The organism is Pseudomonas sp. No.117, assembly GCF_054558395.1.
The window spans coordinates 477164-498635 of sequence record NZ_BAAJNP010000001.1; the positions used below are offsets into that span (position 1 = coordinate 477164).

General features: G+C 68.3%; 21 protein-coding genes. 12 read left to right on the plus strand and 9 right to left on the minus strand.

Features of this window, described 5'->3' with window-relative positions; all coding sequences use genetic code 11:
• Positions 1 to 51 precede the first annotated feature (51 nt).
• Both ACYJP6_RS02230 and ACYJP6_RS02235 read left to right on the plus strand, forming a co-directional pair.
• The gene (locus ACYJP6_RS02230) at positions 52 to 939 is read left to right on the plus strand and encodes a lysophospholipid acyltransferase (protein WP_459473003.1); all 888 of its coding nucleotides are present in this window, start codon (positions 52 to 54) and stop codon (positions 937 to 939) included.
• A 170-nt stretch (positions 940 to 1109) separates the two neighbouring features.
• The gene (locus ACYJP6_RS02235) at positions 1110 to 1382 is read left to right on the plus strand and encodes a PilZ domain-containing protein (protein ID WP_459473005.1); all 273 of its coding nucleotides are present in this window, start codon (positions 1110 to 1112) and stop codon (positions 1380 to 1382) included.
• On the opposite strand, the gene ACYJP6_RS02240 is transcribed toward ACYJP6_RS02235, so the two are convergent.
• From ACYJP6_RS02240 to def, 4 genes are read right to left on the minus strand one after another with little or no spacing between them, the layout of a single operon-like run.
• The gene (locus ACYJP6_RS02240) at positions 1373 to 1690 is read right to left on the minus strand and encodes a tetratricopeptide repeat protein (RefSeq protein WP_459473006.1); all 318 of its coding nucleotides are present in this window, start codon (positions 1688 to 1690) and stop codon (positions 1373 to 1375) included. The genes ACYJP6_RS02235 and ACYJP6_RS02240 overlap by 10 nt on opposite strands.
• A gap of 11 nt (positions 1691 to 1701) precedes the next feature.
• Complete coding sequence (gene rsmB, locus ACYJP6_RS02245) at positions 1702 to 3003, minus strand: 16S rRNA (cytosine(967)-C(5))-methyltransferase RsmB (protein WP_459473008.1); 1302 nt, start codon at positions 3001 to 3003, stop codon at positions 1702 to 1704.
• Positions 3000 to 3944: a methionyl-tRNA formyltransferase gene (fmt, locus tag ACYJP6_RS02250; RefSeq protein ID WP_459473009.1), complete on the minus strand. Its 945-nt coding sequence runs from the start codon at positions 3942 to 3944 to the stop codon at positions 3000 to 3002. The genes rsmB and fmt overlap by 4 nt, the downstream gene beginning before the upstream one ends.
• Before the next feature lie 58 nt (positions 3945 to 4002).
• Complete coding sequence (gene def, locus ACYJP6_RS02255; protein WP_145008250.1) at positions 4003 to 4509, minus strand: peptide deformylase; 507 nt, start codon at positions 4507 to 4509, stop codon at positions 4003 to 4005.
• Positions 4510 to 4740: 231 nt separating this feature from the next.
• Here def and ACYJP6_RS02260 point away from each other — a divergent pair, with 231 nt between their 5' ends.
• From ACYJP6_RS02260 to ACYJP6_RS02270, 3 genes are all read left to right on the plus strand, one after another.
• A complete protein-coding gene (locus tag ACYJP6_RS02260) occupies positions 4741 to 5772 on the plus strand; it encodes a LysM peptidoglycan-binding domain-containing protein (RefSeq protein WP_459473011.1) in 1032 nt (343 codons plus the stop codon).
• Positions 5773 to 5826: 54 nt separating this feature from the next.
• Positions 5827 to 6912 carry a DNA-processing protein DprA gene (gene dprA / locus ACYJP6_RS02265; protein WP_459473013.1) on the plus strand — a complete coding sequence of 362 codons (1086 nt, stop codon included), beginning with the start codon at positions 5827 to 5829 and terminating at the stop codon, positions 6910 to 6912.
• Between the two features lie 64 nt (positions 6913 to 6976).
• A complete protein-coding gene (locus tag ACYJP6_RS02270) occupies positions 6977 to 7531 on the plus strand; it encodes an L-threonylcarbamoyladenylate synthase (RefSeq protein ID WP_145008253.1) in 555 nt (184 codons plus the stop codon).
• 2 nt (positions 7532 to 7533) lie between these two features.
• Here the strand turns inward: ACYJP6_RS02270 and ACYJP6_RS02275 are convergent, their stop codons facing one another.
• Together ACYJP6_RS02275 and ACYJP6_RS02280 are read right to left on the minus strand one after the other, a co-directional pair.
• Positions 7534 to 10920: a PAS domain S-box protein gene (locus ACYJP6_RS02275; RefSeq protein WP_459473015.1), complete on the minus strand. Its 3387-nt coding sequence runs from the start codon at positions 10918 to 10920 to the stop codon at positions 7534 to 7536.
• Between the two features lie 159 nt (positions 10921 to 11079).
• Positions 11080 to 12057, minus strand: a complete 978-nt coding sequence (locus ACYJP6_RS02280) for an NADPH:quinone reductase (RefSeq protein ID WP_459473017.1) — start codon at positions 12055 to 12057, stop codon at positions 11080 to 11082.
• 117 nt (positions 12058 to 12174) lie between these two features.
• Between ACYJP6_RS02280 and hemF the strand changes: the two genes are divergently transcribed.
• Both hemF and aroE read left to right on the plus strand, forming a co-directional pair.
• A complete protein-coding gene (gene hemF / locus ACYJP6_RS02285) occupies positions 12175 to 13104 on the plus strand; it encodes an oxygen-dependent coproporphyrinogen oxidase (RefSeq protein WP_459473019.1) in 930 nt (309 codons plus the stop codon).
• Positions 13105 to 13108: 4 nt separating this feature from the next.
• Entirely contained in the window at positions 13109 to 13924 is an 816-nt protein-coding gene (gene aroE / locus ACYJP6_RS02290; protein WP_459473021.1) for a shikimate dehydrogenase, read from the plus strand.
• A 197-nt stretch (positions 13925 to 14121) separates the two neighbouring features.
• On the opposite strand, the gene ACYJP6_RS02295 is transcribed toward aroE, so the two are convergent.
• Entirely contained in the window at positions 14122 to 14547 is a 426-nt protein-coding gene (locus ACYJP6_RS02295) for a hypothetical protein (protein ID WP_459473023.1), read from the minus strand.
• Positions 14548 to 14617: 70 nt separating this feature from the next.
• On the opposite strand from ACYJP6_RS02295, the gene ACYJP6_RS02300 reads away from it, so the two are divergent.
• Positions 14618 to 14968, plus strand: coding sequence for a MerR family transcriptional regulator (locus ACYJP6_RS02300; protein ID WP_459473024.1), 351 nt, complete (start codon positions 14618 to 14620; stop codon positions 14966 to 14968).
• Between the two features lie 388 nt (positions 14969 to 15356).
• Here the strand turns inward: ACYJP6_RS02300 and ACYJP6_RS02305 are convergent, their stop codons facing one another.
• Entirely contained in the window at positions 15357 to 15908 is a 552-nt protein-coding gene (locus tag ACYJP6_RS02305; RefSeq protein ID WP_459473026.1) for a gamma carbonic anhydrase family protein, read from the minus strand.
• 44 nt (positions 15909 to 15952) lie between these two features.
• On the opposite strand from ACYJP6_RS02305, the gene prlC reads away from it, so the two are divergent.
• From prlC to ACYJP6_RS02320, 3 genes are all read left to right on the plus strand, one after another.
• Positions 15953 to 18049 carry an oligopeptidase A gene (prlC, locus tag ACYJP6_RS02310; RefSeq protein WP_459473028.1) on the plus strand — a complete coding sequence of 699 codons (2097 nt, stop codon included), beginning with the start codon at positions 15953 to 15955 and terminating at the stop codon, positions 18047 to 18049.
• A complete protein-coding gene (locus ACYJP6_RS02315) occupies positions 18046 to 18324 on the plus strand; it encodes a YheV family putative zinc ribbon protein (protein WP_459473029.1) in 279 nt (92 codons plus the stop codon). Before prlC ends, ACYJP6_RS02315 begins: the two co-directional genes overlap by 4 nt.
• 349 nt (positions 18325 to 18673) lie before the next feature.
• Complete coding sequence (locus ACYJP6_RS02320; protein WP_459473030.1) at positions 18674 to 19138, plus strand: anti-virulence regulator CigR family protein; 465 nt, start codon at positions 18674 to 18676, stop codon at positions 19136 to 19138.
• Here ACYJP6_RS02320 and ACYJP6_RS02325 read toward each other — a convergent pair.
• Positions 19135 to 20151: a zinc-dependent alcohol dehydrogenase family protein gene (locus ACYJP6_RS02325; protein WP_459473032.1), complete on the minus strand. Its 1017-nt coding sequence runs from the start codon at positions 20149 to 20151 to the stop codon at positions 19135 to 19137. The genes ACYJP6_RS02320 and ACYJP6_RS02325 overlap by 4 nt on opposite strands.
• Positions 20152 to 20288: 137 nt before the next feature.
• Between ACYJP6_RS02325 and ACYJP6_RS02330 the strand changes: the two genes are divergently transcribed.
• Positions 20289 to 21455 carry a lactonase family protein gene (locus ACYJP6_RS02330; protein ID WP_459473034.1) on the plus strand — a complete coding sequence of 389 codons (1167 nt, stop codon included), beginning with the start codon at positions 20289 to 20291 and terminating at the stop codon, positions 21453 to 21455.
• Positions 21456 to 21472 lie beyond the last annotated feature (17 nt).

A 21472-nucleotide genomic window follows, 5' to 3' on the forward strand; every position in this document is an offset into this window, starting at 1 on the left:
CCGGGGCTCGTAGACGGTAAACTGTCGGCGCATTCAGACAGGAGCCCTCTCTTGGAAAGATTCAAAGGCGCGCTGATGATCGCCTTCCTGCGCCTTTTCGCCCTGCTGCCCTGGCGGATGGTTCAGCGCCTGGGTGGATTCATCGGCTGGTGCATGTGGAAGCTGCCGACTCGCGCCAGCACCGTCACCCGCATCAATCTCGCCCACTGTTTTCCCGAACTCGATGCCGCCGGCCTGGAGCGGCTGTCGCGCGAGTGCCTGCGCGGTATTGGCAAGACCCTGACCGAAAGCGCCTGCGCCTGGATCTGGTCGCCCCAGCGCTCGCTGCGCCTGGTGCGCGAGGTGGAAGGCATGGATGTGCTGCAGGAAGCCCTGGCTTCCGGCGATGGCGTGGTGGGCATCACCAGCCACCTGGGCAATTGGGAGCTGCTCAACCACTTCTACTGCTCCCATGCCAAGCCGATCATCTTCTACCGGCCGCCCAAGCTGAAGGCGGTGGACGAGTTGCTCAAGCGCCAGCGGGTGCAACTGGGCAACCGGGTGGCGCCCTCGACCCCGGAAGGCATCATCAGCGTGATCAAGGAAGTCCGTCGTGGCGGCGCGGTGGGCATTCCCGCCGATCCCGAGCCGAGCCGCAGCGCCGGGCTGTTCGTGCCCTTCCTCGGTACCACCGCCCTGACCAGCAAGTTCGTCCCCTCGCTGCTGGCCCGGGGCAAGGCGCGCGGGGTGTTCTTCCATGCGGTGCGCCTGGAAGATGGCAGTGGCTACAAGGTGATCCTGGAAGCCGCGCCCCCGGCCATGTACGACCCGGATCCGCAGGTCTCGGTAGCGGCCATGAGCGAGGTGCTGGCTGGCTACGTGCGGCGCTATCCGACCCAGTACATGTGGAGCATGAAGAGATTCAAGAATCGCCCGGAGGGCGAGGAAAAGTGGTACTAGACGCCCAGCCACGCCCGGGTTCTGCCCTGGACGACTGGCTGTGCGCGGCCTTGCGCGCCGGATCGCTCAGCTGATCCCCTGGACCGTTCGGTCGGCGCGCGGCTGACAGGCGCCCGGCTTTGCCGGAAGCTGCGGGGACTGCAAGGAGCGCCTATCCAGGGAGTCAGGCGATGAATTCGCGCGATCAGCGCCACCATACCCGTACCCCGCTCAAGTGCCGGCTGTGGATCTCCTATCCGGATGGCGAGATCGTCGGCGAGACGCGCGATCTCTCCGATGGCGGCGTCTATGTGGTGCATCCCGAGCTGAGCCGGCTACCGCGCGGCACCCGGGTGATCGGCCAGGTGCTCGACCTGCCGATGGAGGCGCCGAAGGTGAACATGGAGGTCATGCGTACCGATGGCGAAGGCGCCGGTCTCAAATTCCTGCGCGATCAGGATTGAGCGCGGCGCGCCAGCCGCTTGAGGAATACCGTCATTTCCTTCTCCGCCTGCTTGTCGCCCTTGGCTTGCGCTGCCTGCAGGCCTTGCGTCCAGGCCGCCGCGGCACTGGCCAGGTCGCCACTGCCTTCATGGGCCTTGCCCAACAGCTTCCAGGCCGCCGAATAGGCCGGATCGAATTCCACGCAGCGCGCCAGGTGCTCGATGGCCCGCGCCGGCTCGCCGGCGTCCAGGTAGCCCTTGCCCAGGCCGAACCTCAGCAGGGCATTGTCCTGGCCGCGGGCGAGCAGCTTTTCCAGGGATTCGAGCATGGCGAAGCCTCCTACTTGGCGATCTTGATCAACTTGCCGTAATAGAAGCCGTCGTGGCCTTCCGCCTGGGGCAGCAACTGGCGGCCATGGGCTTGGGCGATCCCCCAGGGCGCGGGGATGTCCAGCTCGCGGGCGCCCGGGGTACGGGCGAGGAAGGCGGCCAGGTTGTCGCTGTTCTCTTCCGGCAGTACCGAACAGGTGGCATAGAGCAGGATGCCGCCTACCGCCAGGGTCGGCCAGAGGGCGTCGAGCAATTCGCCCTGTAGCTGCACCAGCGGCGGGATGTCTTCGGCCTGGCGGGTCAGCTTGATGTCCGGATGGCGACGGATCACCCCGGTGGCGCTGCAGGGGGCGTCCAGCAGGATGCGCTGGAAGGGCTTGCCGTCCCACCAGTCGGCCACGGATCGGCCATCGGCGGCCAGGGTACGGGCCGCAAGACCCAGGCGGGCAAGATTCTGCTCGACGCGCTGCAGCCGGCCGGCGTCGGCGTCCAGCGCCACCACCTCGGCCAGGCCCGGTTCGCGCTCCAGCAGGTGACAGGTTTTGCCACCCGGTGCCGCGCAGGCGTCCAGTACCCGTTGGCCGGGCGCCAGCTCCAGCAGCTCGGCCGCCAGCTGGGCGGCTTCGTCCTGCACGCTCAGGCGCCCCGCGGCGAAGCCCGGCAGGGCGGTGACGTCCTGGGGCTGCAACAGCCGGATGCCGTCGGCGCTGAAGGTGCAGGGCACGGCCGCGATACCGGCGGCAGCCAGTTCGGCCAGATAGGCGTCGCGACCGCCCTGGCGCCGATTGACCCGGAGGATCAGCGGCGGATGCAGGTTGTTCGCGGTGGCGATGGCTTCCCAGTGCTCCGGCCAGCGCGCCTTGAGGGCTTTCTGCAGCCAGCGCGGATGGGCCAGGCGCGCCGCCGGGTCGTGCTCCAGGGCCGGCAGCAGGCTGTCGTATTCGCGCTGGGCGCGGCGCAGCACGGCGTTGAGCAGGCCCTTGGCCGAGGATTTCTTCAGCTTGTCGACGCAGCCCACCGTCTCGCCGATGGCGGCATGGGCCGGAATGCGGGTGTAGAACAGCTGGTAGAGACCGATCAGCAGCAGGGCTTCGAGATCCCGGTCGCCGGCCTTGAAGGGCTTCTGCAACAGCTTTTCCGCCAGCAGGGACAGCCGCGGTTGCCAGCGGGCAGTGCCGAAGGCCAGGTCCTGGGCCAGGGCGCGGTCGCGCGGCTCCACCTTGGCCAGTTGCTCGGGCAGGCTGCTGCCCAGGGAGGCGCGGCCGGCGAGTACCGCCGCCAGGGCGCGGGTCGCCGCCAGCCGGGGATTCATAGGCCCAGCACCTGGCCGGGCGCGAAGCGCTCGCGGCGGGCGTTGTAGAGATCGGCGAAGCCCAGCGGCTTGCCGCCCGGCAGCTGCAGCCGGGTCAGGCGCAGCGCGCCCTCGCCGCAGGCCACCAGCAGCCCGTGGCGGTCGGCATCGAGCACCATGCCGGGGATGCCCTGGCCTTCGGCCAGCTCGGCGGCCCAGACCTTGAGCGGTTCGCCGGCCAGGGCGGTATGGCACAGCGGCCAGGGATCGAAGGCGCGGATGCGCCGCTCCAGCTCCACGGCGGGACGTTCCCAATCCAGCCGGGCCTCGTCCTTGTTCAGCTTGTGGGCGTAGGTGGCCAGGTCATCGTCCTGGACTTCGCCCGCCAGGCTGCCATCGGCCAGACCGGGCAACGCCGCGACCACGGCGGCGGCGCCCAGGGCGGCCAGGCGGTCATGCAGGCTGCCGCCGGTGTCTTCGGCGGTGAGCGCCGTCGTCACCTTGCTCAGCATCGGCCCGGTATCCAGGCCGGCTTCCATGCGCATCACGGTGACCCCGGATTCGGCATCGCCGGCCTCCAGCGCGCGCTGGATGGGCGCCGCGCCGCGCCAGCGCGGCAGCAGCGAGGCATGGCTGTTGATGCAACCCAGGCGCGGGATGTCCAGCACCGCCTGGGGCAGGATCAGGCCGTAGGCCACCACCACCAGCAGGTCGGGCTCCAGCGCCGCCAGGGTGGCCTGGGCCGCGGGATCACGCAGGGTCGGCGGCTGTTCGACGGGGATGCCGTGGGCCAGCGCCAGCTGCTTGACCGGACTCATGGCCAGCTTCTGGCCGCGCCCGGCGGGGCGGTCGGGCTGGGTGTAGACGGCGGCGATGGGATAGCCGGCGCTGATCAGCGCCTGCAGGTGCACGGCGGCGAATTCCGGGGTTCCGGCGAAGACGAGGCGAAGGGATCTGGACATGGCGGACCTGGCGGAAAGGGCGAGCGGCGGACGCCGATGACGCCGTCCGCCAGGGCGATCAGGCCTTGTGGCGCTGCTGCTTTTCGAGCTTCTTCTTGATGCGATCACGCTTGAGCGGCGACAGGTAGTCGACGAACAGCTTGCCGTCGAGGTGATCGATCTCGTGCTGGATGCACACCGCCAGCAGGCCGTCGCATTCCAGCTCGAAGGGCTGGCCGTCACGGTCGAGGGCTTTCACCCGGACCCGCTCGGGGCGGCAGACCTTTTCATAGAAGCCGGGGATCGACAGGCAGCCTTCCTGGTACTCGCCCAGTTCCTGGGTGAGCGGCTCGGCTTCCGGGTTGATGAAGACCAGCGGCTCGCTCTTATCTTCACTGACGTCGATCACCACCAGGCGCCGATGGACGTTGACCTGGGTGGCGGCCAGGCCGATGCCGGGCGCTTCGTACATGGTCTCGAACATGTCGTCGATGGTCTGGCGCAGGGCGTCGTCGACCGTGTCGATGGGCTTGGCGACGGTGCGCAGGCGGGGATCGGGAAATTCGAGGATGTCTAGGATCGCCATGGCGTTGAGGGCACTTGTGGAATACAGTCAAGGGGCGCTGCTAAGATGCCGCAGCGTTGTATCCACCCGACACGGAGCAGCTCCGCACGGTGGATGAGGTCGGTCGACGGGGATGAGCGCCTGCGCTGCCTGGTGCCGACGAACGTGGCGATCAGGGCACGACTGGGGCGATTCCCCGACGTTCGCGTGAAGACGGTTCTTCAAGGCTAAGAGTGTAAAGGGATTCGGCGCATGAGGAAATCTTTGTTCGCCCTGCTGCTGGTCGCAGCGGGCGCCCTGCAGTCGGCGTACGCGGCGGTTACCCTGCGCCAGGATCATCCGGAAAGCTACACGGTGGTCCGCGGCGATACCCTCTGGGACATCTCCGCCAAATTCCTCAGCAAGCCCTGGGAATGGCCGGAGATCTGGCAGGCCAATCCGCAGATCAAGAATCCCCACCTCATCTATCCCGGCGATACCCTGGTGCTGAGCTACGTCGACGGCCAGCCGCGGCTGCAGCTCAACCGCGGCGCCTCGCGCGGCACGGTCAAGCTGTCGCCCACGGTGCGCAGCACGCCCATCGCCGAAGCCATCCCGGCCATTCCGCTGGAGGCGGTCAACAGCTTCCTGCTGCAGAACCGCGCCATCGATTCGGCCGAACAGTTCCAGGCGGCGCCCTATGTGGTGGCCGGCAACGCCGAGCGCGTGGTGAGCGGCGCTGGCGATCGCATCTATGTGCGCGGCAAGCTGCAGCCGGGTGTCTCGGCCTTCGGTATCTACCGCCAGGGCAAGACCTACGTCGATCCCAAGACCGGCGCCTTCCTCGGCATCAATGGCGACTTCATCGGCAGCGCCGACCTGGTCGCCCAGGAAGGCGACATCGCCACCCTGCGCCTGACCCGCACCACCCAGGAGGTCCGCCTGGGCGACCGGCTGTTCCCCACCGAGGAGCGACTGGTGAACTCCACCTTCATGCCCAGCGCACCGGCCCGCGAGCTCAACGGCCTGATCCTCGACGTACCCCGGGGTGTCACCCAGGTCGGCCAGTTCGACGTGGTCACCCTCAACAAAGGCGCCCGCGACGGCCTGACCGAGGGCAATGTGCTGGCGGTGTACAAGACCGGCGAGACGGTGCGCGATCGCATCACCGGCGAGCTGGTGAAGATCCCCGACGAGCGCGCCGGGCTGCTGATGGTCTTTCGTACCTACGACAAGATCAGCTACGGCCTGATCCTGACCGCCACCCGCCAGCTGGCGATCATGGACAAGGTGCGCAACCCCTAACCTCCCCTTCCGGGTCGCCAGGACGGCGACCGGCCACGCGCAAGGACGACCGTCATGGCCAGCCTCTCTCCCGCCGAGCAGGAAGCTCGGCTCCGCCTGCATGCCCTGCCGGAAATCGGCGGCCAACGCCAGCGCCTGCTGCTGGATGCCTTTGGTAGTGCCGCCGCGGCGCTGAGTGCGCCCGCTGCGGCCTGGCGCGCCCTCCGGCTGCCGGCGGTGGCCGCCGATGCCCGGCGCAGCGCCGAGACCCGCGAGCGCGCCGCCTGCGCCCTGGCCTGGCTGGACGGGCCCGAGCGCCAGCTGCTCTGCCTGGGTGACGACCGCTATCCAGCCCTGCTCGCCGAGATCGCCGATCCGCCCCCGCTGCTCTTCGTCGAAGGCCGGGCCGAGTTGCTCGAGCGGCCCCAGCTGGCCCTGGTCGGCAGCCGCCAGGCCAGCGCCCAGGGCCTGGACAATGCCCGGCGCTTCGCCCATAGCCTGGCGGCGGCCGGCTTCTGCGTGACCAGCGGCCTGGCGCTGGGTATCGATGGTGCGGCGCACCAGGGCGCGCTGGATGCCGGCGGCGGCACGGTCGCCGTGCTGGGCACCGGCTTGCTGCACCTCTATCCCCGGCGACACCTGGGCCTGGCCCGGCGGCTGCTGGCCGAAGGCGGGGCGCTGGTCTCGGAGTTGCCGCTGGACTGCACGCCCCAGGCGGCCAACTTCCCCCGGCGCAACCGGATCATCAGCGGCCTCAGCCTGGGTACCCTGGTGGTGGAGGCCAGTCCGTCCAGCGGTTCGCTGATCACCGCCCGGCTGGCCGCCGAACAGGGCCGCGAGGTGTTCGCCCTTCCCGGCTCCATCCATCATCCGGGTGCCCGGGGTTGCCACCAGCTGATCCGCGAGGGCGCCCAGCTGGTGGAAAGCGTGGAGCACATCCTCGAGGCCCTGCAGGGCTGGCGTAGCCTACCGGCGACGCCAGCCCTCGCACCCGTGGAGGAAGATCCCCTGTTGCGGCATCTGGCTGCCGGCCCGCTCAACAGCGAGGAATTGGCCCGGCTCAGCGGCCAGCCACTGCCCGCGGTGCTGGCGCGTCTGACCGATCTGGAGCTGGAGGGCCGGGTGGCCGCACGGCAGGGCAGCTGGAGTCGTCTCGGCTAGGAGCGGACGACTGGCATCGGCCACGGGCTCGGGTAGACTTCAGGGATTTACCGGAGGCAAGGCGATGCACAACAGCTGGCAGGTGCGACAGGCGGCGCGGATCGTACGCGAGGGGGGCGTGCTGGCCTATCCCACCGAGGCCGTCTGGGGCCTGGGCTGCGATCCCTGGGACCAGGCCGCGGTCTATCGCCTGCTGACGCTCAAGCGGCGGCCCATGGAAAAGGGCCTGATCCTGGTCGCCGACAACATTCGCCAGTTCGACTTCCTGCTCCACGACCTGCCGGAAGAGGCCCTGGCCAAGCTGGCCAGCACCTGGCCAGGCCCGAACACCTGGCTGGTGCCCCACCACAACCGCCTGCCCGGCTGGGTCACCGGTGCCCACGCCACCGTGGCGCTGCGGGTGTCCGAGCATCCGCTGGTGGGCGAACTCTGCGCCCTCACCGGCCCGCTGATCTCCACCTCGGCCAACCCGGCCGGCCGTCCGGCCGCGCGGACGCGGCTGAGGGTCCAGCAATACTTCCCGGGCGGCCTGGACGGCATCCTCACCGGCGAACTGGGCGGTCGCAAGAATCCCAGCGTGATCCGCGACCTGGTGACCGGCAAGGTCTTTCGTCCCTGATCTCAGTCGAGTAACAGGCGCAGTTGCCGCGCCAGGGCATCGATCTGGAACGGCTTGGCCAGCGAGGGCTCGCCATTGGGCGTCGGGCGCTCGACGTGGCCGCTGACGAACAGCACCGGTAGCCCCGGCCAGCGCTCGCGCAGGCGTTCGGCCAGCTCGGCGCCATCGAGATCCGGCAGGCCGAGGTCGGTGATCAGCAGATCACAGGATTGGTCACCCTCGACCAGGGTCAGCGCCGCCGAGGCGCTGGCGGCCGTGCGCACGCGATAGCCCAGCTCGGTGAGCATCTCGCGCAGCAGCAACCGTACCGAGACATCATCCTCCACCAGCAGCAGCCGTTCGCCGCGGCTCTGGGCGATGGCCGCCTGGGGCTCCGTGGCCGCGGCCGGCGTCTCGGGCTGGGCACAGGGCAGCCACAGGCTGACCCTGGTCCCCATGCCCGGTGCGCTTTCCAGGGTGACATGGCCGCCGGATTGCTTGATGAAGCCATAGAGCATGGACAGGCCCAGGCCGGTGCCCTGGCCGATGGGCTTGGTGGTGAAGAAGGGATCGAAGGCGCGGTCCACCACCTCGGCCGGCATGCCGCTGCCGGTATCGGCGATGGTCAGGCGAACGTAGTCGCCGGGCGGCAATTCGTGCTCGGCGGCCAGGTCGGTGAGGCGATCGAGGGCGGTTTCCAGGGTCAGGCGGCCACCGTCGGGCATGGCGTCGCGGGCGTTGATCACCAGGTTCAGCAGGGCATTCTCCAGCTGGTTGGTGTCGGTGCGGGCCGGCGGTAGCTGGTGGCTGAGACGACTGCGCAGGGTGATCCGCTCGCCGAGGGTGCGCTGGAACAGTTCTTCCAGCGACAGGATCAGGTCGTTCACGTCCACCGGGCGCGGGTCCAGGGTCTGCCGGCGGGCGAAGGCCAGCAGCCGATGGGTCAGGGCGGCGGCGCGGGTAGCGGACTGCTCGGCGGTGTCCAGGTAGCGTTGCAGGTTGTCATGGCGGCCCTGGTCGAGGCGCCGGCGGAGCAATTCCAGCGAGCCGCTGATACCGGTGAGCAGGTTGTTGAAGTCATGGGCGATGCCGCCGGTGAGGTGGCCGATGGCTTCCATCTTCTGCGCCTGGCGCAGCGCCGCCTCGGCATTCTGCAGGGCCAGGGCGGCGTCGTGCTCGACGGTGATGTCGCGGCCGAACACATAGATGCGGCCATCGTGATCGGCGGTGGCCTTCCACATCATGTGGCGCCACTGGCCGCCGCGGGTACGCAGGCGACCGGGCAGGTCGCTGAGCACTTCCCCATGGCGCAGCGCGGCCAGGCGCGGGAATACCGGGGGATCCTCGGGGTGTTCCAGCGAGGTGGGCGGCTGATGGCGCAATTCCTCGTCGTCCCAGCCCAGGGTGCGGCTCCAGGCCGGGTTGCGACTGAGCCAGCGTTGGCCCTGGATCACCCCGAGCAGGTCGTCGGCCACCCGCCACATGCGGTCGCGTTCGACGGTGCGTTCGTGGACGCGCTGTTCGAGCAGCTCGGCCAGGCGCCGCAGGCGATGTTCGGCCATGCGGATCTCGCTGACGTCGGTGTGGACCCCGACCCATTCGCAGACCACGCCGTTCTCGCGGATCGGCAGGGCGCGCACGCTGAAGGTGCGCCACTGGCCGTCGCGGCAGCGCAGCCGATGCTCGTCGTGGAAATTCACCTGTTGCTGCACGGCAAGGCGCCAGCGGCGCAGGGATCGCGACGCATCCTCGGGATGCAGGGCGTCGGCCCAGCCTTCCCGCTGGTACTGGGCGTAGCTCTGGCCGGTCAGGGCGCTCCAGGCGGGCTGTTCGCCCAACAGATGACCCTGGGCGTTGGTGGTCCAGACTACCCCCTGGACCGCTTCCACGGCATTACGAAAACGCTGGTTGGACAGGTGCAGCGCCGCCTCGGCCTGCTTGCGCTGGGTGAGGTCGACCACCACCAGGCTCACCGAGAGTTCCTGGCCGAGCTCCGACTGCAGTGGTGAACCGTGCAGGCTGACCCAGACCACCGAACCGTCGGGCCGCAGGAAGCGCTGGTCCAGCTTGAAGCTGTCACCCCGGTCGCGCAGGGTCGCCAGGCTGCGTTCCAGCGCGGCTCGGTCGTCGGCATGGGTCTGGGCCTGCAGACTCTGCTCCAGCACCCCGACCTCGTTGCGGCCGAGCAGCTCGCAGTAGCGCCGATTGGCGAGCAGGATACGGCCGCAGGCGTCGGTCTGGCAGATGCCTACCGCGGCCTGGTTGATCAGGCTGGCCAGGCGCGCGCTGTGCTCGCGCAGGGCATTCTCGGCGTCTACCCGTTGCTGGACGTCATCGAACAGGGTGACCGAGGCGATGACTTCGCCATGGGAGGAGCGCACCGGCGCGCTGGACACCTCCAGCAGCCGAATGCTGCCGTCGGGACGACGGTAGCGCATCAACTCGGGAGCCACCGCCTGGCCGCTGCGCAGCACCCGTACCGTGGGATAGTCGTCCACCGCATAGGGCTGGCCGTTGGCGTGCAGGGCGCCGATGGCCTGGTAGCGCTCGTCCAGGGTCTCCCCTTCCGGGCACCTGCCCAGGAGGACATCGACGCGGTCATTGAGCATCACCGCCTTCTCGCTGCCCGCTTCGGTGATGGAGATCCCCAGCGGCGCCTGTTGCAGCACGCTGGCCAGCAGGCCCTGCTCCAGCGACAGGCGCTGTTCGAGGTGCTGCAGCTGATCGCGCTGGCGCTGGCGTTCCAGCAACGTGCCGAGCAGCAGGGCCAAGGGCTCCAGCAGCAGGCGGGTATCGGCATCGCCGGCCGGCGCGCTCAGCTGCAGATAGCCCAGGGGCTGGGCCGGCGGGCCCAGCGGGATGAGTGACGAATCGGCGGCCGGGTCGCCGCCGTCCGTAGCCCCCAGCACCCGCGCCTGGGGATCGTTGGCGAGATCGCGCAGGGCCTGGGTGGCGCACAGGCGCAAGGCGCCCAGGTCGGTCGTGCCGTTCAGCCGGCGTGACCATTCGCCCAGCGCCTGCAGGCGCTGGGGCAGGTCCCGCTCGGCGCTGCGCCGAGCGGCAAAGCGCGTCCGGGTCGCGGGCGCCTGCCAGACGTGCAGCAGCCAGCCCACCGCGACTTCGCCCCGGCGTAGGGGGACCAGATGCAGGTCGAGACGCACCACCTGGCCATCGCGGTGGCGCAGACCCTGGGTCTGGCAGCGTTCCAGCGCGGCCAGCCACTGGTCGGCGGGAGGCTCGGGTACCAGCAGGCCGACGATGGACTCGCCGAGCCGGTCCTGCGCCGTCCAGCCGAGCAGCCGGGCGACGGCCGGACACCACTGCCCGATCCGCCCATCGGCGGTCAGGGTGATCAACGCCGTGTGGGTGGCGGTGTCGAGCAGGCTGGCGAGGGGGCTGGAGATAGGCATGGCGAGGGCAGCGATCCGGCCGATTCTTGGAAGGGCGCCGGGTCCGTGAGGACTCGACTGTCCGAGATAGACCGGCGTTTACCCTCGTCGTGCCGCCTTGCTTGAGGAAACTTAATGGCCGTCACGATTTCGCCGAAGCGGCGGCCCAGAGGTCGTCCCTCAGGGCAGCAGGATGGTCGAGCCGCTGGTCTCACGACCTGATAGCGCCCGATGCGCCTCCTGCACCTCGGCCAGCGGATAGCGCCGCCCGATGTCCACCTGGATGCGGCCATCGGTGATCAGCTCGAACAATTGATCGGCCATGTCCTGCAGCGCCTCGGGCGAGGCGGCGTAGGTGGCCAGGGTCGGGCGGGTCACGTAGAGCGAGCCCTTTTGCGAGAGGATGCCCAGGTTGACCCCGGTGACCGCGCCCGAGGCGTTGCCGAAGCTGACCATGAGACCGCGCGGGGCCAGGCAGTCCAGCGACATCTCCCAGGTGTCCTTACCGACACCGTCGTAGACCACCGGTACCTTGGCGCCGTCGGTCAATTCGCGCACCCGCGCCGGGACGTCTTCCTTTCGATAGTCGATCACCGCCCAGGCGCCCAGTGCCTTGGCCTTCTCCAGCTTTTCCGGCGAGCCGGCGGTGCCGATCAGGCGTACGCCCAGGGCCTTGGCCCACTGGCAGGCCAGGGAGCCGACCCCGCCCGCGGCGGCATGGAACAGCACGGTATCGCCGGCCTGCAGCGGATAGGTCTGGCGCAAGAGGTACTGCACGGTCAGCCCCTTGAGCATGACCGCGGCGCCCTGCTCGAAGGACACCGCTTCCGGCAGGTGGACCAGGTGGCGCTCGGGCAGGACATGGACCTCGCCATAGGCGCCCAGCGGACCGGTGGCATAGGCCACCCGATCGCCCGCCTTGAAGCGCTGCACGCCGCTGCCCACCGCCTCCACCACCCCGGCACCCTCGGTGCCCAGGCCCGACGGCAGCGACGGCGGTGGATAGAGGCCGCTGCGGTAGTAGGTCTCGATGAAATTGAGGCCGATGGCATGGTTGCGCACCCGCACCTCGTCGGGACCGGGGGCGGCGGGTTCGAAATCCACGAGTTCGAGTACGTCGGGACCACCGGTGCGGCTGAACTGGATGCGCTGGGCCATCTTGTCGGTTCCTTGTTGGCGTGATCCTCCATCCAAGCCGCAACCGCGGGCCACGTCAACCGGTCGGATGCGAGTGTTATGCTCTCCCCCTCCCCGCCTGTTGTGGAAATCCTTGCGATGAATCCCTCCCTGGAGGCCGTCAAGGCCTATCTGCTCGCTCTGCAGGAGCGCATCTGCGCCGCACTGGAAGCCGAGGATGGCGCGGCGCATTTCGTCGAAGACGCCTGGACCCGGCCGACCGGCGGCGGTGGCCGTACCCGGGTGATCGCCGAGGGCGCCGTGCTGGAAAAGGGCGGCGTGAATTTCTCCCACGTCCATGGCGACAGCCTGCCGCCCTCGGCCAGCGCCCATCGGCCGGAACTGGCCGGACGCAGTTTCGAAGCCATGGGCGTCTCGCTGGTCATGCATCCGCGCAATCCGCACATCCCCACCGCCCACGCCAATGTGCGCTTCTTCCTCGCCGAGAAGCCCGGCGAGGCGCCGGTCTGGTGGTTCGGCGGCGGCCTGGACCTGACCCCCTACTACGGCAACGAGGCCGACTGCGTGCACTGGCACCAGGTCTGCCATGACGCCTGCGCGCCCTTCGGCGCCGACGTCTATCCGCGCTACAAGGCCTGGTGCGATCGCTATTTCCACCTCAAGCACCGTGGCGAGCCGCGCGGCATCGGCGGGCTGTTCTTCGATGACCTGAACGACTGGGACTTCGATACCTGCTTCGCCTTCCAGCGCGCCATCGGCGATGCCTTCGTCGAGGCCTACCTGCCCATCGTCCAGCGCCGGCGTCATCAGCCATACAGCGAAGCCGAGCGGGAATTTCAGGCCTATCGCCGCGGCCGCTACGTCGAATTCAACCTGGTCTATGACCGCGGTACCCTGTTCGGCCTGCAATCCGGCGGGCGCACCGAGTCCATCCTCATGTCGCTGCCGCCGCAGGTGCGCTGGGGCTACGACTGGAAACCCGAACCGGGTTCGCCCGAGGCGCGGCTGACCGATTTCTTCCTCACCGACCGCGACTGGCTCGCGCTCGAACCCTCGTCCGCAGGATAGCCCCATGGATCGCTATGCCGTCTTCGGCAACCCCATCGCCCACAGCAAGTCGCCGCTGATCCACAGCCTGTTCGCCGACCAGACCGGCCAGCGCCTGCACTACGGTCCGCTGCTGGCACCGCTGGACGGCTTCAGCGAAAGCGCGCGCAGCTTCTTCCAAAGCGGCCTGGGCGCCAACGTCACGGTGCCCTTCAAGGAAGAGGCCTACCAGCTGTGCGATGAACTCACCCCGCGCGCGCGCCGTGCCGGGGCGGTGAATACCTTGAAGCGCCAGGCCAACGGCCGCCTGCTCGGCGACAACACCGACGGCGCCGGCCTGGTGCGGGATCTCACGGTCAACGCCGGTCTGCAGCTGGCCGGTCAGCGCGTCCTGGTGCTGGGCGCCGGCGGCGCCGTGCGTGGCGTGCTGGAGCCGCTGCTGGCCTGCAACCCCGGCCAGCTGGTGCTGGCCAACCGTACCGAACTCAAGGCGGTGCAACTGGCGCGGGAGTTCGCCGAACTGGGGACGATCGAGGTGGCGGCCTTCTCCACCCTGAGAGCGCCCTTCGACGTCATCATCAACGGCACCTCGGCCAGTCTCGGCGGCGGTCGCCCGCCGCTGTCGGAGGCGGTGATAGGTCCGCAGACGGTGACCTACGACATGATGTACGGCAAGGATCTCACCCCCTTCAACCGCTGGGCCCTGGACGAAGGTGCCTTCCATAGCCTCGATGGCCTGGGGATGCTGGTGGAACAGGCGGCCGAGGCCTTCGAACTCTGGCGTGGGGTGCGTCCGGACAGCGCGCCGGTGCTGGCCGAGTTGCGGCGGCAGTTGGGGTAGGCCCTCGACGCTGTTGGGCTTCGCTGCGCTCAGCGCCAACCTACGGTCGTTTGCGGCCGTGAGCTGCTATCGCGGCCATGGGCCGCTCCTACAGAGGCTGTGTATTCCGTAGGAGCGGCCGCATCGGCGGACAGCCATGGCGATCACTTGTAGGTTGGGTTGAGGCGGCTCCATCGCCGGAGCCCAACGGACCGCGGTCAGCCCGCCAACTGGGGCTGGCTTCTGCGCGAAGTCGGAGAGACGGGCCACGCCTGGGCGATGCCGAAGCCGATTTCGACTACGAGGAAGGCCGCCAGCAAGGGACTGGCGCCCTGGTACAGCGCCCAAGTCATCCACAGGGCGAACAGGCCCCTGGCGACGGCATCGTGGCGCCCCAGCAGCAGCGAAGGCCTGGCCAGGCGGAGCACCGACCAGACGCACACCACGGAACCCAGCAGATTGCCCAGCAACAGGGCTTCCGGGGGGAACACGGGCAGCGGTGCGAGTCCCAGCGCCTGGCCGAGGGCGTCGAGCTGGCGCAACAGCCAGGCGAGACTCCAGGGGGTGGCGAAGGGCGCGGTGACCAGCAGATCATAGAGGGCGCTGGCCCGGACCAGCTGCAGATAGGGCGCAAGCTTCCACATGGACGGACTTCCTTGAATGAGGGAAGCCCAGTGTCGACCCTGGAGTAAGGTCCAGGGTCAAGGAGAACGGATGCGTATCGGCACCCTCGCCCAGGCCACCGGCCTGAGCCGCGACACCCTGAGATTCTACGAGCGCCAGGGACTGCTCCAGGCGCGGCGGCGGGCCAACGGCTATCGCGACTATCCACCCGAGGCCGTGGAATGGCTGGGCTACATCCGCACCGCCCAGCGGCTGGGCTTCAGCTTGCAGGAGATCGCTGCCAACCTGCACGAGGTCGAGCACGCGTCCGACCCGGACGCCTACCTGCGAGAGCTACTGCGCGACAAGCTTGGCGTCATAGAGGCGCGCATCGACGAATTGCAGGCGTTGCGTGGGGTGCTCCAGGCAAGGCTGGGGGAGACCTGTCCGCTGCGGGGGTAGCAGATCGCGGCCGACGCGACCGCTCCTGGGGCTGGGTTATAACGGCTGATCGTGATCGGACTGGAGATGCGGGGGATGACCACTCGTGCTGATAGCCCCCTCTCCCCCGGGGAGAGGGTTGGGGTGAGGGCGAGCCTCGCGTCCCGAAGTCTCGAGTGGAAAAGGCTGCGCCGTTTTCCACGCTACGGCACTAGGTTCGCGACGCTGTTGGGCTTCGCTGCGCTCAACCCAACCTACGGTCAATCGCGGCCATACCGGTGCGCCGTAGCGACCGCTCCTACAGAAGCTGTATATCCCCGTAGGAGCGGCCCATGGCCGCGATGAGACAGCACAGCGTCACACCCGCAGGAGCGGCCGCATCGGCAACCGCCATGGCCGCGATCAAACGCTAAGCCCCCTCCTCCCCATAGCCCTCCGCCAGGTGCTGGTCCTTGAGCTTCACGTAGTTGCCGGCGCTGTAGGTGAAGAAGGCCCGTTCCTTTTCCTCCAATGGCCGTACTTGCTTCACCGGGCGACCGACGTAGAGGTGGCCGCTTTCCAGCCGCTTGCCTGGGGGCACCAAGCTGCCGGCGCCGATCACCACGTCGTCTTCCACCACGGCGCCGTCCATGACGATGCTGCCCATGCCCACCAGCACCCGGTCGCCAATGCTGCAGCCGTGCAGGGTCACCTGGTGGCCGACGGTGACGTCGTTGCCGATCAACAAGGGATAGCCGTCCGGATTGAAGGCGCTGGCGTGGGTGATGTGCAGCACGCTGCCGTCCTGGATGCTGGTGCGGGCGCCGATCTGGATGAGATGCATGTCGCCGCGGATCACCGTCAACGGCCAGACCGAGCTGTCGGCGCCGAGGGTCACGTCGCCGATCACCACGGCCGTGGCATCGACGAAGGCGCCTGCGCCCAGTTGCGGGGTCTTACCCTGGAAGGTCCTTATGGTCACGATAGATACCTTTTCTCGTCGGAAGGGTCTTGAGACCTATTAGGATGGGCTCCATATATACCTGTCAAAGCCATCGCCCCGAGGGGAACGCCGTGAGCGCCAGCAATCCGCTGCTTCAGTCCTACGACCTGCCGCCCTTTTCCGCCATCAAGCCCGAGCACGTCGAGCCGGCCATCGACACCATCCTCGCCGAGAACCGCGCGGCCCTGGCCAAGCTGCTCGAGACCCAGAAGGAACAGCCCACCTGGGCCGGACTGGTGCTGGCGATGGACGAGCTGAACGATCGCCTGGGCCAGGCCTGGAGCCCCATCGGCCACCTCAACGCCGTCTGCAACAGCGCCGAGCTACGCGCCGCTTACGAGGCCTGCCTGCCCAAGCTGTCGGCCTATTCCACTGAGATCGGCCAGAACAAGGACCTGTTCCAGGCCTACAGCCGCCTGGCCGAGAGCGAAGAAGCCAAGGGCTTCGACGTCGGTCAGAAGACCACCCTGGAACACGCCCTGCGCGACTTCCGCCTGTCCGGCATCGACCTGCCGCCGGCCGAGCAGCAGCGCTATGCCGCCATCCAGGCGCGCAAGTCCGAGCTGGGCAGCAAGTTCTCCAACCAGCTGCTCGATGCGACGCAAGCCTGGACCAAGCACCTTACCGACGAAGCGGCCCTGGCCGGCCTGCCCGAATCGGCCAAGGCGCAACTGGCCGCCGCCGCCCAGGCCAAGGAGCTGGACGGCTGGCTGGTGACCCTGGAATTCCCCAGCTACTACGCGGTGATGACCTACGCCGATGACCGCGCCCTGCGCGAAGAGGTCTACGCCGCCTATGCCACCCGTGCTTCCGAGCAAGGCCCCAATGCCGGCCAGTTCGACAACGGCCCGGTGATGGAAGAGTTGCTCGACCTGCGCCAGGAGCTGGCGCGCCTGCTGGGCTACGCCAACTACGCCGAATTGTCGCTGGCCACCAAGATGGCCGAGAGCAGCGACCAGGTGCTGGGCTTCCTGCGCGACCTCGCCGTGCGCTCCAAGCCCTTCGCCCAGCGCGATCTGGATGAGTTGCGCGCCTTCGCCGCCGAACAGGGCGTGGCGGATCTGCAGAGCTGGGACACCGGCTACTTTGCCGAGAAGCTGCGTCAGCAGCGCTATGCGCTGTCCCAGGAAGAGGTGCGTGCCTGGTTCCCGGTGGACAAGGTGCTGTCCGGCCTGTTCGCCACGGTGCAGAAGCTCTATGGCATCGAGATCGCCGAGTTGCGCGACTTCGAAAAGTGGCATCCGGACGTGCGCCTGTTCGAAATCAAGGAAAACGGCACCTCCATCGGCCGCTTCTATTTCGATCTCTATGCCCGCGCCAACAAGCGTGGCGGTGCCTGGATGGACGGCGCCCGTGACAAGCGCCGCGATGCCCAGGGTCGGCTGATCGATCCGGTGGCCTACCTGGTGTGTAACTTCACCCCGGCCAGCCCCGGCAAGCCGGCGCTGCTCACCCATGACGAGGTGACCACCCTCTTCCACGAATTCGGCCACGGCCTGCACCACCTGCTGACCCGCGTCGAGCATGCCAGCGTCTCCGGCATCAACGGCGTGGCCTGGGATGCGGTGGAGCTGCCCAGCCAGTTCATGGAGAACTGGTGCTGGGAGCCCGAGGGCCTGGCGCTGATCTCCGGTCACTACGAGACCGGCGAACCGCTGCCCCAGGAGCTGCTGGACAAGATGCTGGCGGCGAAGAACTTCCAGTCCGGCCTGATGATGCTGCGCCAGCTGGAATTCTCGCTGTTCGACTTCGAGCTGCATGCCAGCCATGGCGATGGCCGCAGCGTGCGCGAGGTGCTGGAAGGCATCCGCGACGAGATCTCGGTGGTGCGTCCGCCGGCCTACAATCGCTTCCCCAACAGCTTCGCGCACATCTTCGCCGGCGGTTACGCCGCGGGCTACTACAGCTACAAGTGGGCCGAGGTACTGTCCGCCGATGCCTTCGCCAAGTTCGAGGAAGAAGGTGTCTTCAACGCCGAGACCGGACGGGCCTTCCGTGAAGCCATCCTGGCCCGCGGCGGTTCCCAGGCGCCGATGGTGCTGTTCGTCGACTTCCGCGGGCGCGAGCCCAGCATCGATGCCCTGCTCCGCCATTCCGGGCTGAGCGAGGAGGCGGCGTGAGCGAGCCGATCCGCAAGAGGTTCATCGCCGGCGCCGTGTGCCCGGCGTGCCAGGCGCAGGACACCCTGAAGATGTGGACCGAGGCCGGCACGCCCCATCGCGAATGCGTCTCCTGCGGCTACAGCGACACCCTGGACGAACGCGGCAATTCGGTCCCCAAGGAATTGCCCACGCGGGTCAACATCAGTGCGCTCAAGCCGAAGAAGCCCGATCCCAAGGTGCAGCCGGTGCAGTTCTTTCCCAATCCCAAGCTGAAGAAGCCGGATCAGGAGTAAGCGGTCGTCCAAGCGCCCGCGCCGGGTTATCCACCGGGCGCGGGCGCTTTGTCATGGGTAGGTAAATTTCACCCTCGATGAGCTGCCAAACAGGACTGGCGGGCCGGGGGGTCTAAAGTGTTATCCACAAAATCTGGATTCGATAGCCAGCCGATCATCTTTTTAATTTGTTGAAAATAAAGGATTTTTATTCGGAGTCTGAAGAGGCCTGGCGGCTCTGCACTGATTTATACCGCTTTTATCCCGGATTTATCCACAGAGGTAAATCCTCAGTCAGGTGGAAGTCTTTTCGCTCTATCCAGACTCCAAGGGAATAATCGACCCGGAAGTCCCTCATGAGGAGAACCCCATGCGCACCCGCCCCCTCGCCGTGGCGCTTTGTCTGATCGGCAACCTGGCCCTGGCTGCGCCGCCGGACCAGGGCCCTGGTGGTCCCGAGGATCATGGCCCGCGAGGGCCGGCCTGGCAGGGGCCGGGTGGTCCCCAGGGCAAGGGGCCCGGTCACGACCCGCGTGGGCCAGGTCGCGCGGATGCCCGACCGGGTGCGGGCGGTCCGCCGGATCTGGGCCCGGCTCGCGAGCGCATCCAGGCCCTGCGTGGCCAGATCGGCCGCGGTGAGGCCCTGCCGCCGGGGCTGCGCCTGGAACGCGGGCGTCCGCTGCCAGCGGGTTACGGCAGGCCCCTGCCGCCCGGCATCGTCCAGCAACTACCGGAATATCCCGGCTACCAGTGGCGGCAGCTGGGTACCGACGTGGTGCTGATCGCCGTCGGCACTGGCTTGGTCTATGCCATCCTGCAGGGCGTGCTGGACTAGTCCTCCAGGCTGATCACCACCTTGCCAAGGTGTTGCTGGGCGGCGAGATAGCGATAGGCCGCCGCGGCCTCGTCGAAGGCGAAGATTCGATCGACGAGGGGTTCGAGGCGTTGCGTGGCGAGCAGCCGATTCATCGCCTCGAACATTTCCCGCGAGCCGACGAAGATGCCATCCAGGACCAGGCCGCGCTGCATCACCGCGATGGGATTGAAGTCGCCAGTACTGAGCACGCCGATCAGATGGACCGCGCCCCCTGGCCGGGTGGCGCGCACCGAGCGTTGCAGGGTACCGGCGCCGCCGACCTCGACCACATGGTCGACCCCCAGCCCACCGGTCAGCCTGAGCACCTCGTCCTGCCACTCGGGATGGGTGCGGTAGTTGATGGTGGCGTGGGCGCCCACGGCCTGCGCCCGGGCCAGCTTGGCATCGCTGGACGAGGTGAGGATCACCTGGGCGCCGGCGGCGCGAGCGAACTGCAGGGCGAACATGGACACCCCGCCGGTGCCCAGCAGCAGTACCTGCTGGCCAGCGGTGAGCGGCCGCGCGCTGGCGAAGAGTGCATGCCAGGCGGTGACGGCGGCGCACGGCAGGGTGGCGCCCTGGACGTAGCTCAGGTGCTCGGGCAGCCGCACCAGGCCCTGCTGATCGAACAGCACGTAGTCGGCCAGCACGCCATCCAGTACTCCGCCCAGGGCGGTCCCGGCGTATTCGGGCGCCAGGGCGCCGGCCAGCCAGCCCTGCATGAAGAGACCGGCGACCCGGTCACCGACCGCCACCCGGGTCACCGCCTCGCCGACCGCGACCACCTCGCCGGCACCGTCGGAGAGCGGTACCAGGTCCCGCGGCAGCTCACCGCGACCATAGCGCCCCTCGGCGACCAGCAGATCGCGGTAGTTGAGCGAGGCCGCCTTCATGCGTACCAGCACCTGGCCGCGGGCAGGCTCTGGAATGGGCCGTTCGACCTGCACGAGCCCATCGGGGCCGGTGGGGCGGGACAGGATGTAGACACGCATGGCAACCTCCCTGGCACAGTGCCAGTCCAGTTTTCAGTAGAATAGCGACCGCGCGCGTCCCGCCGTGCTCCCCGGCGGACACGAAACCGGACCGCCTTCCATCGGTCTCAACGCCAATCGCTCGCCAAGGATTTTCCATGAGAGCTCTGCCCCGTCTGCTGCCGCTGGCTCTGTTCGCCCTGCTCCTGGGGTACGGCGCCGCCGCCCGTGCCGAACCCGGTCTGTTCAACCTGCTGGTCGGCAGCTACACCTCGGGCAGCAGCCAGGGGCTGTACGTCTATCGCTTCAACAGCCGCAACGGCCAGATCGACGGCCCGCTGCGCATTCTCAAGGCCTCCAATCCGTCCTTCCTGACCCTGTCCCGCGATGGCCGCACCCTGTTCGCGGTCAACGAGAACGGTCGCGGCTCGACCGGCGACACCATCGGCCGCGTCACCTCCTATCGTTTCGAGCCGGGCAATGGCCGGCTGCAGCAGATTAGCCAGGTGAAGAGCCTGGGTGACGAGCCGACTCATTCCAGCCTGAGCACCGACGGCAAGTACCTGTTCGTGGCCAACTACTCCAGCCTGCCGGAAGGCTCCCTGGCGGTGCTGCCGATCCAGGACGGCGGGGTGCTCAGCCCGGTGGCGCAGATCGAATTCCACCAGCCCAGCGAACAGCACGCCCGCCAGCAGTCGAGCCATGTGCATGCCGCGGTCACCACCCCCGATGGACGCTTCGTCTTCGCCCCGGATCTGGGGGCCGACAAGGTGTTCGTCTATCGCTACCTGCCGCAACAGCCGGAGCGTCCGCTGGTGGCGGCGGAGACCCCCTTCGTCCCGGTGCCGGAAGGCAGCGGCCCGCGCCACCTGGTGTTCAGCGCCGATGGCCGCTACGCCTACCTGACCCTGGAGCTGGTCGGCCAGGTGATGGCCTTCGCCCACCAGGACGGCATGCTGCGCCAGTTGCAGAGCTACAGCCTGACGCCCCAGGAATTCGCCGGCGAGCGTGACGCCGGGGCGCTGCACCTGTCCGGTGATGGCCGTTTCCTCTACGTCGCCAGCCGTGGCACCGACAACCAGCTGGCGGTGTTCGCGGTGAACGCCGATGGCACCCTGACCTTCGTCGAGCGGCATCCGGTGAATGGCCTGTCGCCGCGGGAGTTCGCCATCGATCCGTCCGGCCGCTTCCTGCTGGTCGCCAACCAGAAATCCAACCAGCTCAAGGTCTTCGCCCGGGATCCCGACAGCGGCAAGCTCGGCGACGAACTGCAGAGCCTGGACGTGGGCGCGCCGGCTGACCTCAAATTCGTCGCGGTACCCTGAGAAGCTGTTCACGATCG

Excerpts from the sequence above, each read along its gene's own strand:
- ACYJP6_RS02235 (WP_459473005.1), top strand. The coding sequence starts at position 1,110 with ATGAATTCGCGCGATCAGCGCCACCATACCCGTACCCCGCTCAAGTGC.
- ACYJP6_RS02240 (WP_459473006.1), bottom strand. The coding sequence starts at position 1,690 with ATGCTCGAATCCCTGGAAAAGCTGCTCGCCCGCGGCCAGGACAATGCC.
- rsmB (WP_459473008.1), bottom strand. The coding sequence starts at position 3,003 with ATGAATCCCCGGCTGGCGGCGACCCGCGCCCTGGCGGCGGTACTCGCC.
- fmt (WP_459473009.1), bottom strand. The coding sequence starts at position 3,944 with ATGTCCAGATCCCTTCGCCTCGTCTTCGCCGGAACCCCGGAATTCGCC.
- def (WP_145008250.1), bottom strand. The coding sequence starts at position 4,509 with ATGGCGATCCTAGACATCCTCGAATTTCCCGATCCCCGCCTGCGCACC.
- ACYJP6_RS02260 (WP_459473011.1), top strand. The coding sequence starts at position 4,741 with ATGAGGAAATCTTTGTTCGCCCTGCTGCTGGTCGCAGCGGGCGCCCTG.
- dprA (WP_459473013.1), top strand. The coding sequence starts at position 5,827 with ATGGCCAGCCTCTCTCCCGCCGAGCAGGAAGCTCGGCTCCGCCTGCAT.
- ACYJP6_RS02270 (WP_145008253.1), top strand. The coding sequence starts at position 6,977 with ATGCACAACAGCTGGCAGGTGCGACAGGCGGCGCGGATCGTACGCGAG.
- ACYJP6_RS02275 (WP_459473015.1), bottom strand. The coding sequence starts at position 10,920 with ATGCCTATCTCCAGCCCCCTCGCCAGCCTGCTCGACACCGCCACCCAC.
- ACYJP6_RS02280 (WP_459473017.1), bottom strand. The coding sequence starts at position 12,057 with ATGGCCCAGCGCATCCAGTTCAGCCGCACCGGTGGTCCCGACGTACTC.
- hemF (WP_459473019.1), top strand. The coding sequence starts at position 12,175 with ATGAATCCCTCCCTGGAGGCCGTCAAGGCCTATCTGCTCGCTCTGCAG.
- aroE (WP_459473021.1), top strand. The coding sequence starts at position 13,109 with ATGGATCGCTATGCCGTCTTCGGCAACCCCATCGCCCACAGCAAGTCG.
- ACYJP6_RS02295 (WP_459473023.1), bottom strand. The coding sequence starts at position 14,547 with ATGTGGAAGCTTGCGCCCTATCTGCAGCTGGTCCGGGCCAGCGCCCTC.
- ACYJP6_RS02300 (WP_459473024.1), top strand. The coding sequence starts at position 14,618 with ATGCGTATCGGCACCCTCGCCCAGGCCACCGGCCTGAGCCGCGACACC.
- prlC (WP_459473028.1), top strand. The coding sequence starts at position 15,953 with ATGGGCTCCATATATACCTGTCAAAGCCATCGCCCCGAGGGGAACGCC.
- ACYJP6_RS02320 (WP_459473030.1), top strand. The coding sequence starts at position 18,674 with ATGCGCACCCGCCCCCTCGCCGTGGCGCTTTGTCTGATCGGCAACCTG.
- ACYJP6_RS02325 (WP_459473032.1), bottom strand. The coding sequence starts at position 20,151 with ATGCGTGTCTACATCCTGTCCCGCCCCACCGGCCCCGATGGGCTCGTG.
- ACYJP6_RS02330 (WP_459473034.1), top strand. The coding sequence starts at position 20,289 with ATGAGAGCTCTGCCCCGTCTGCTGCCGCTGGCTCTGTTCGCCCTGCTC.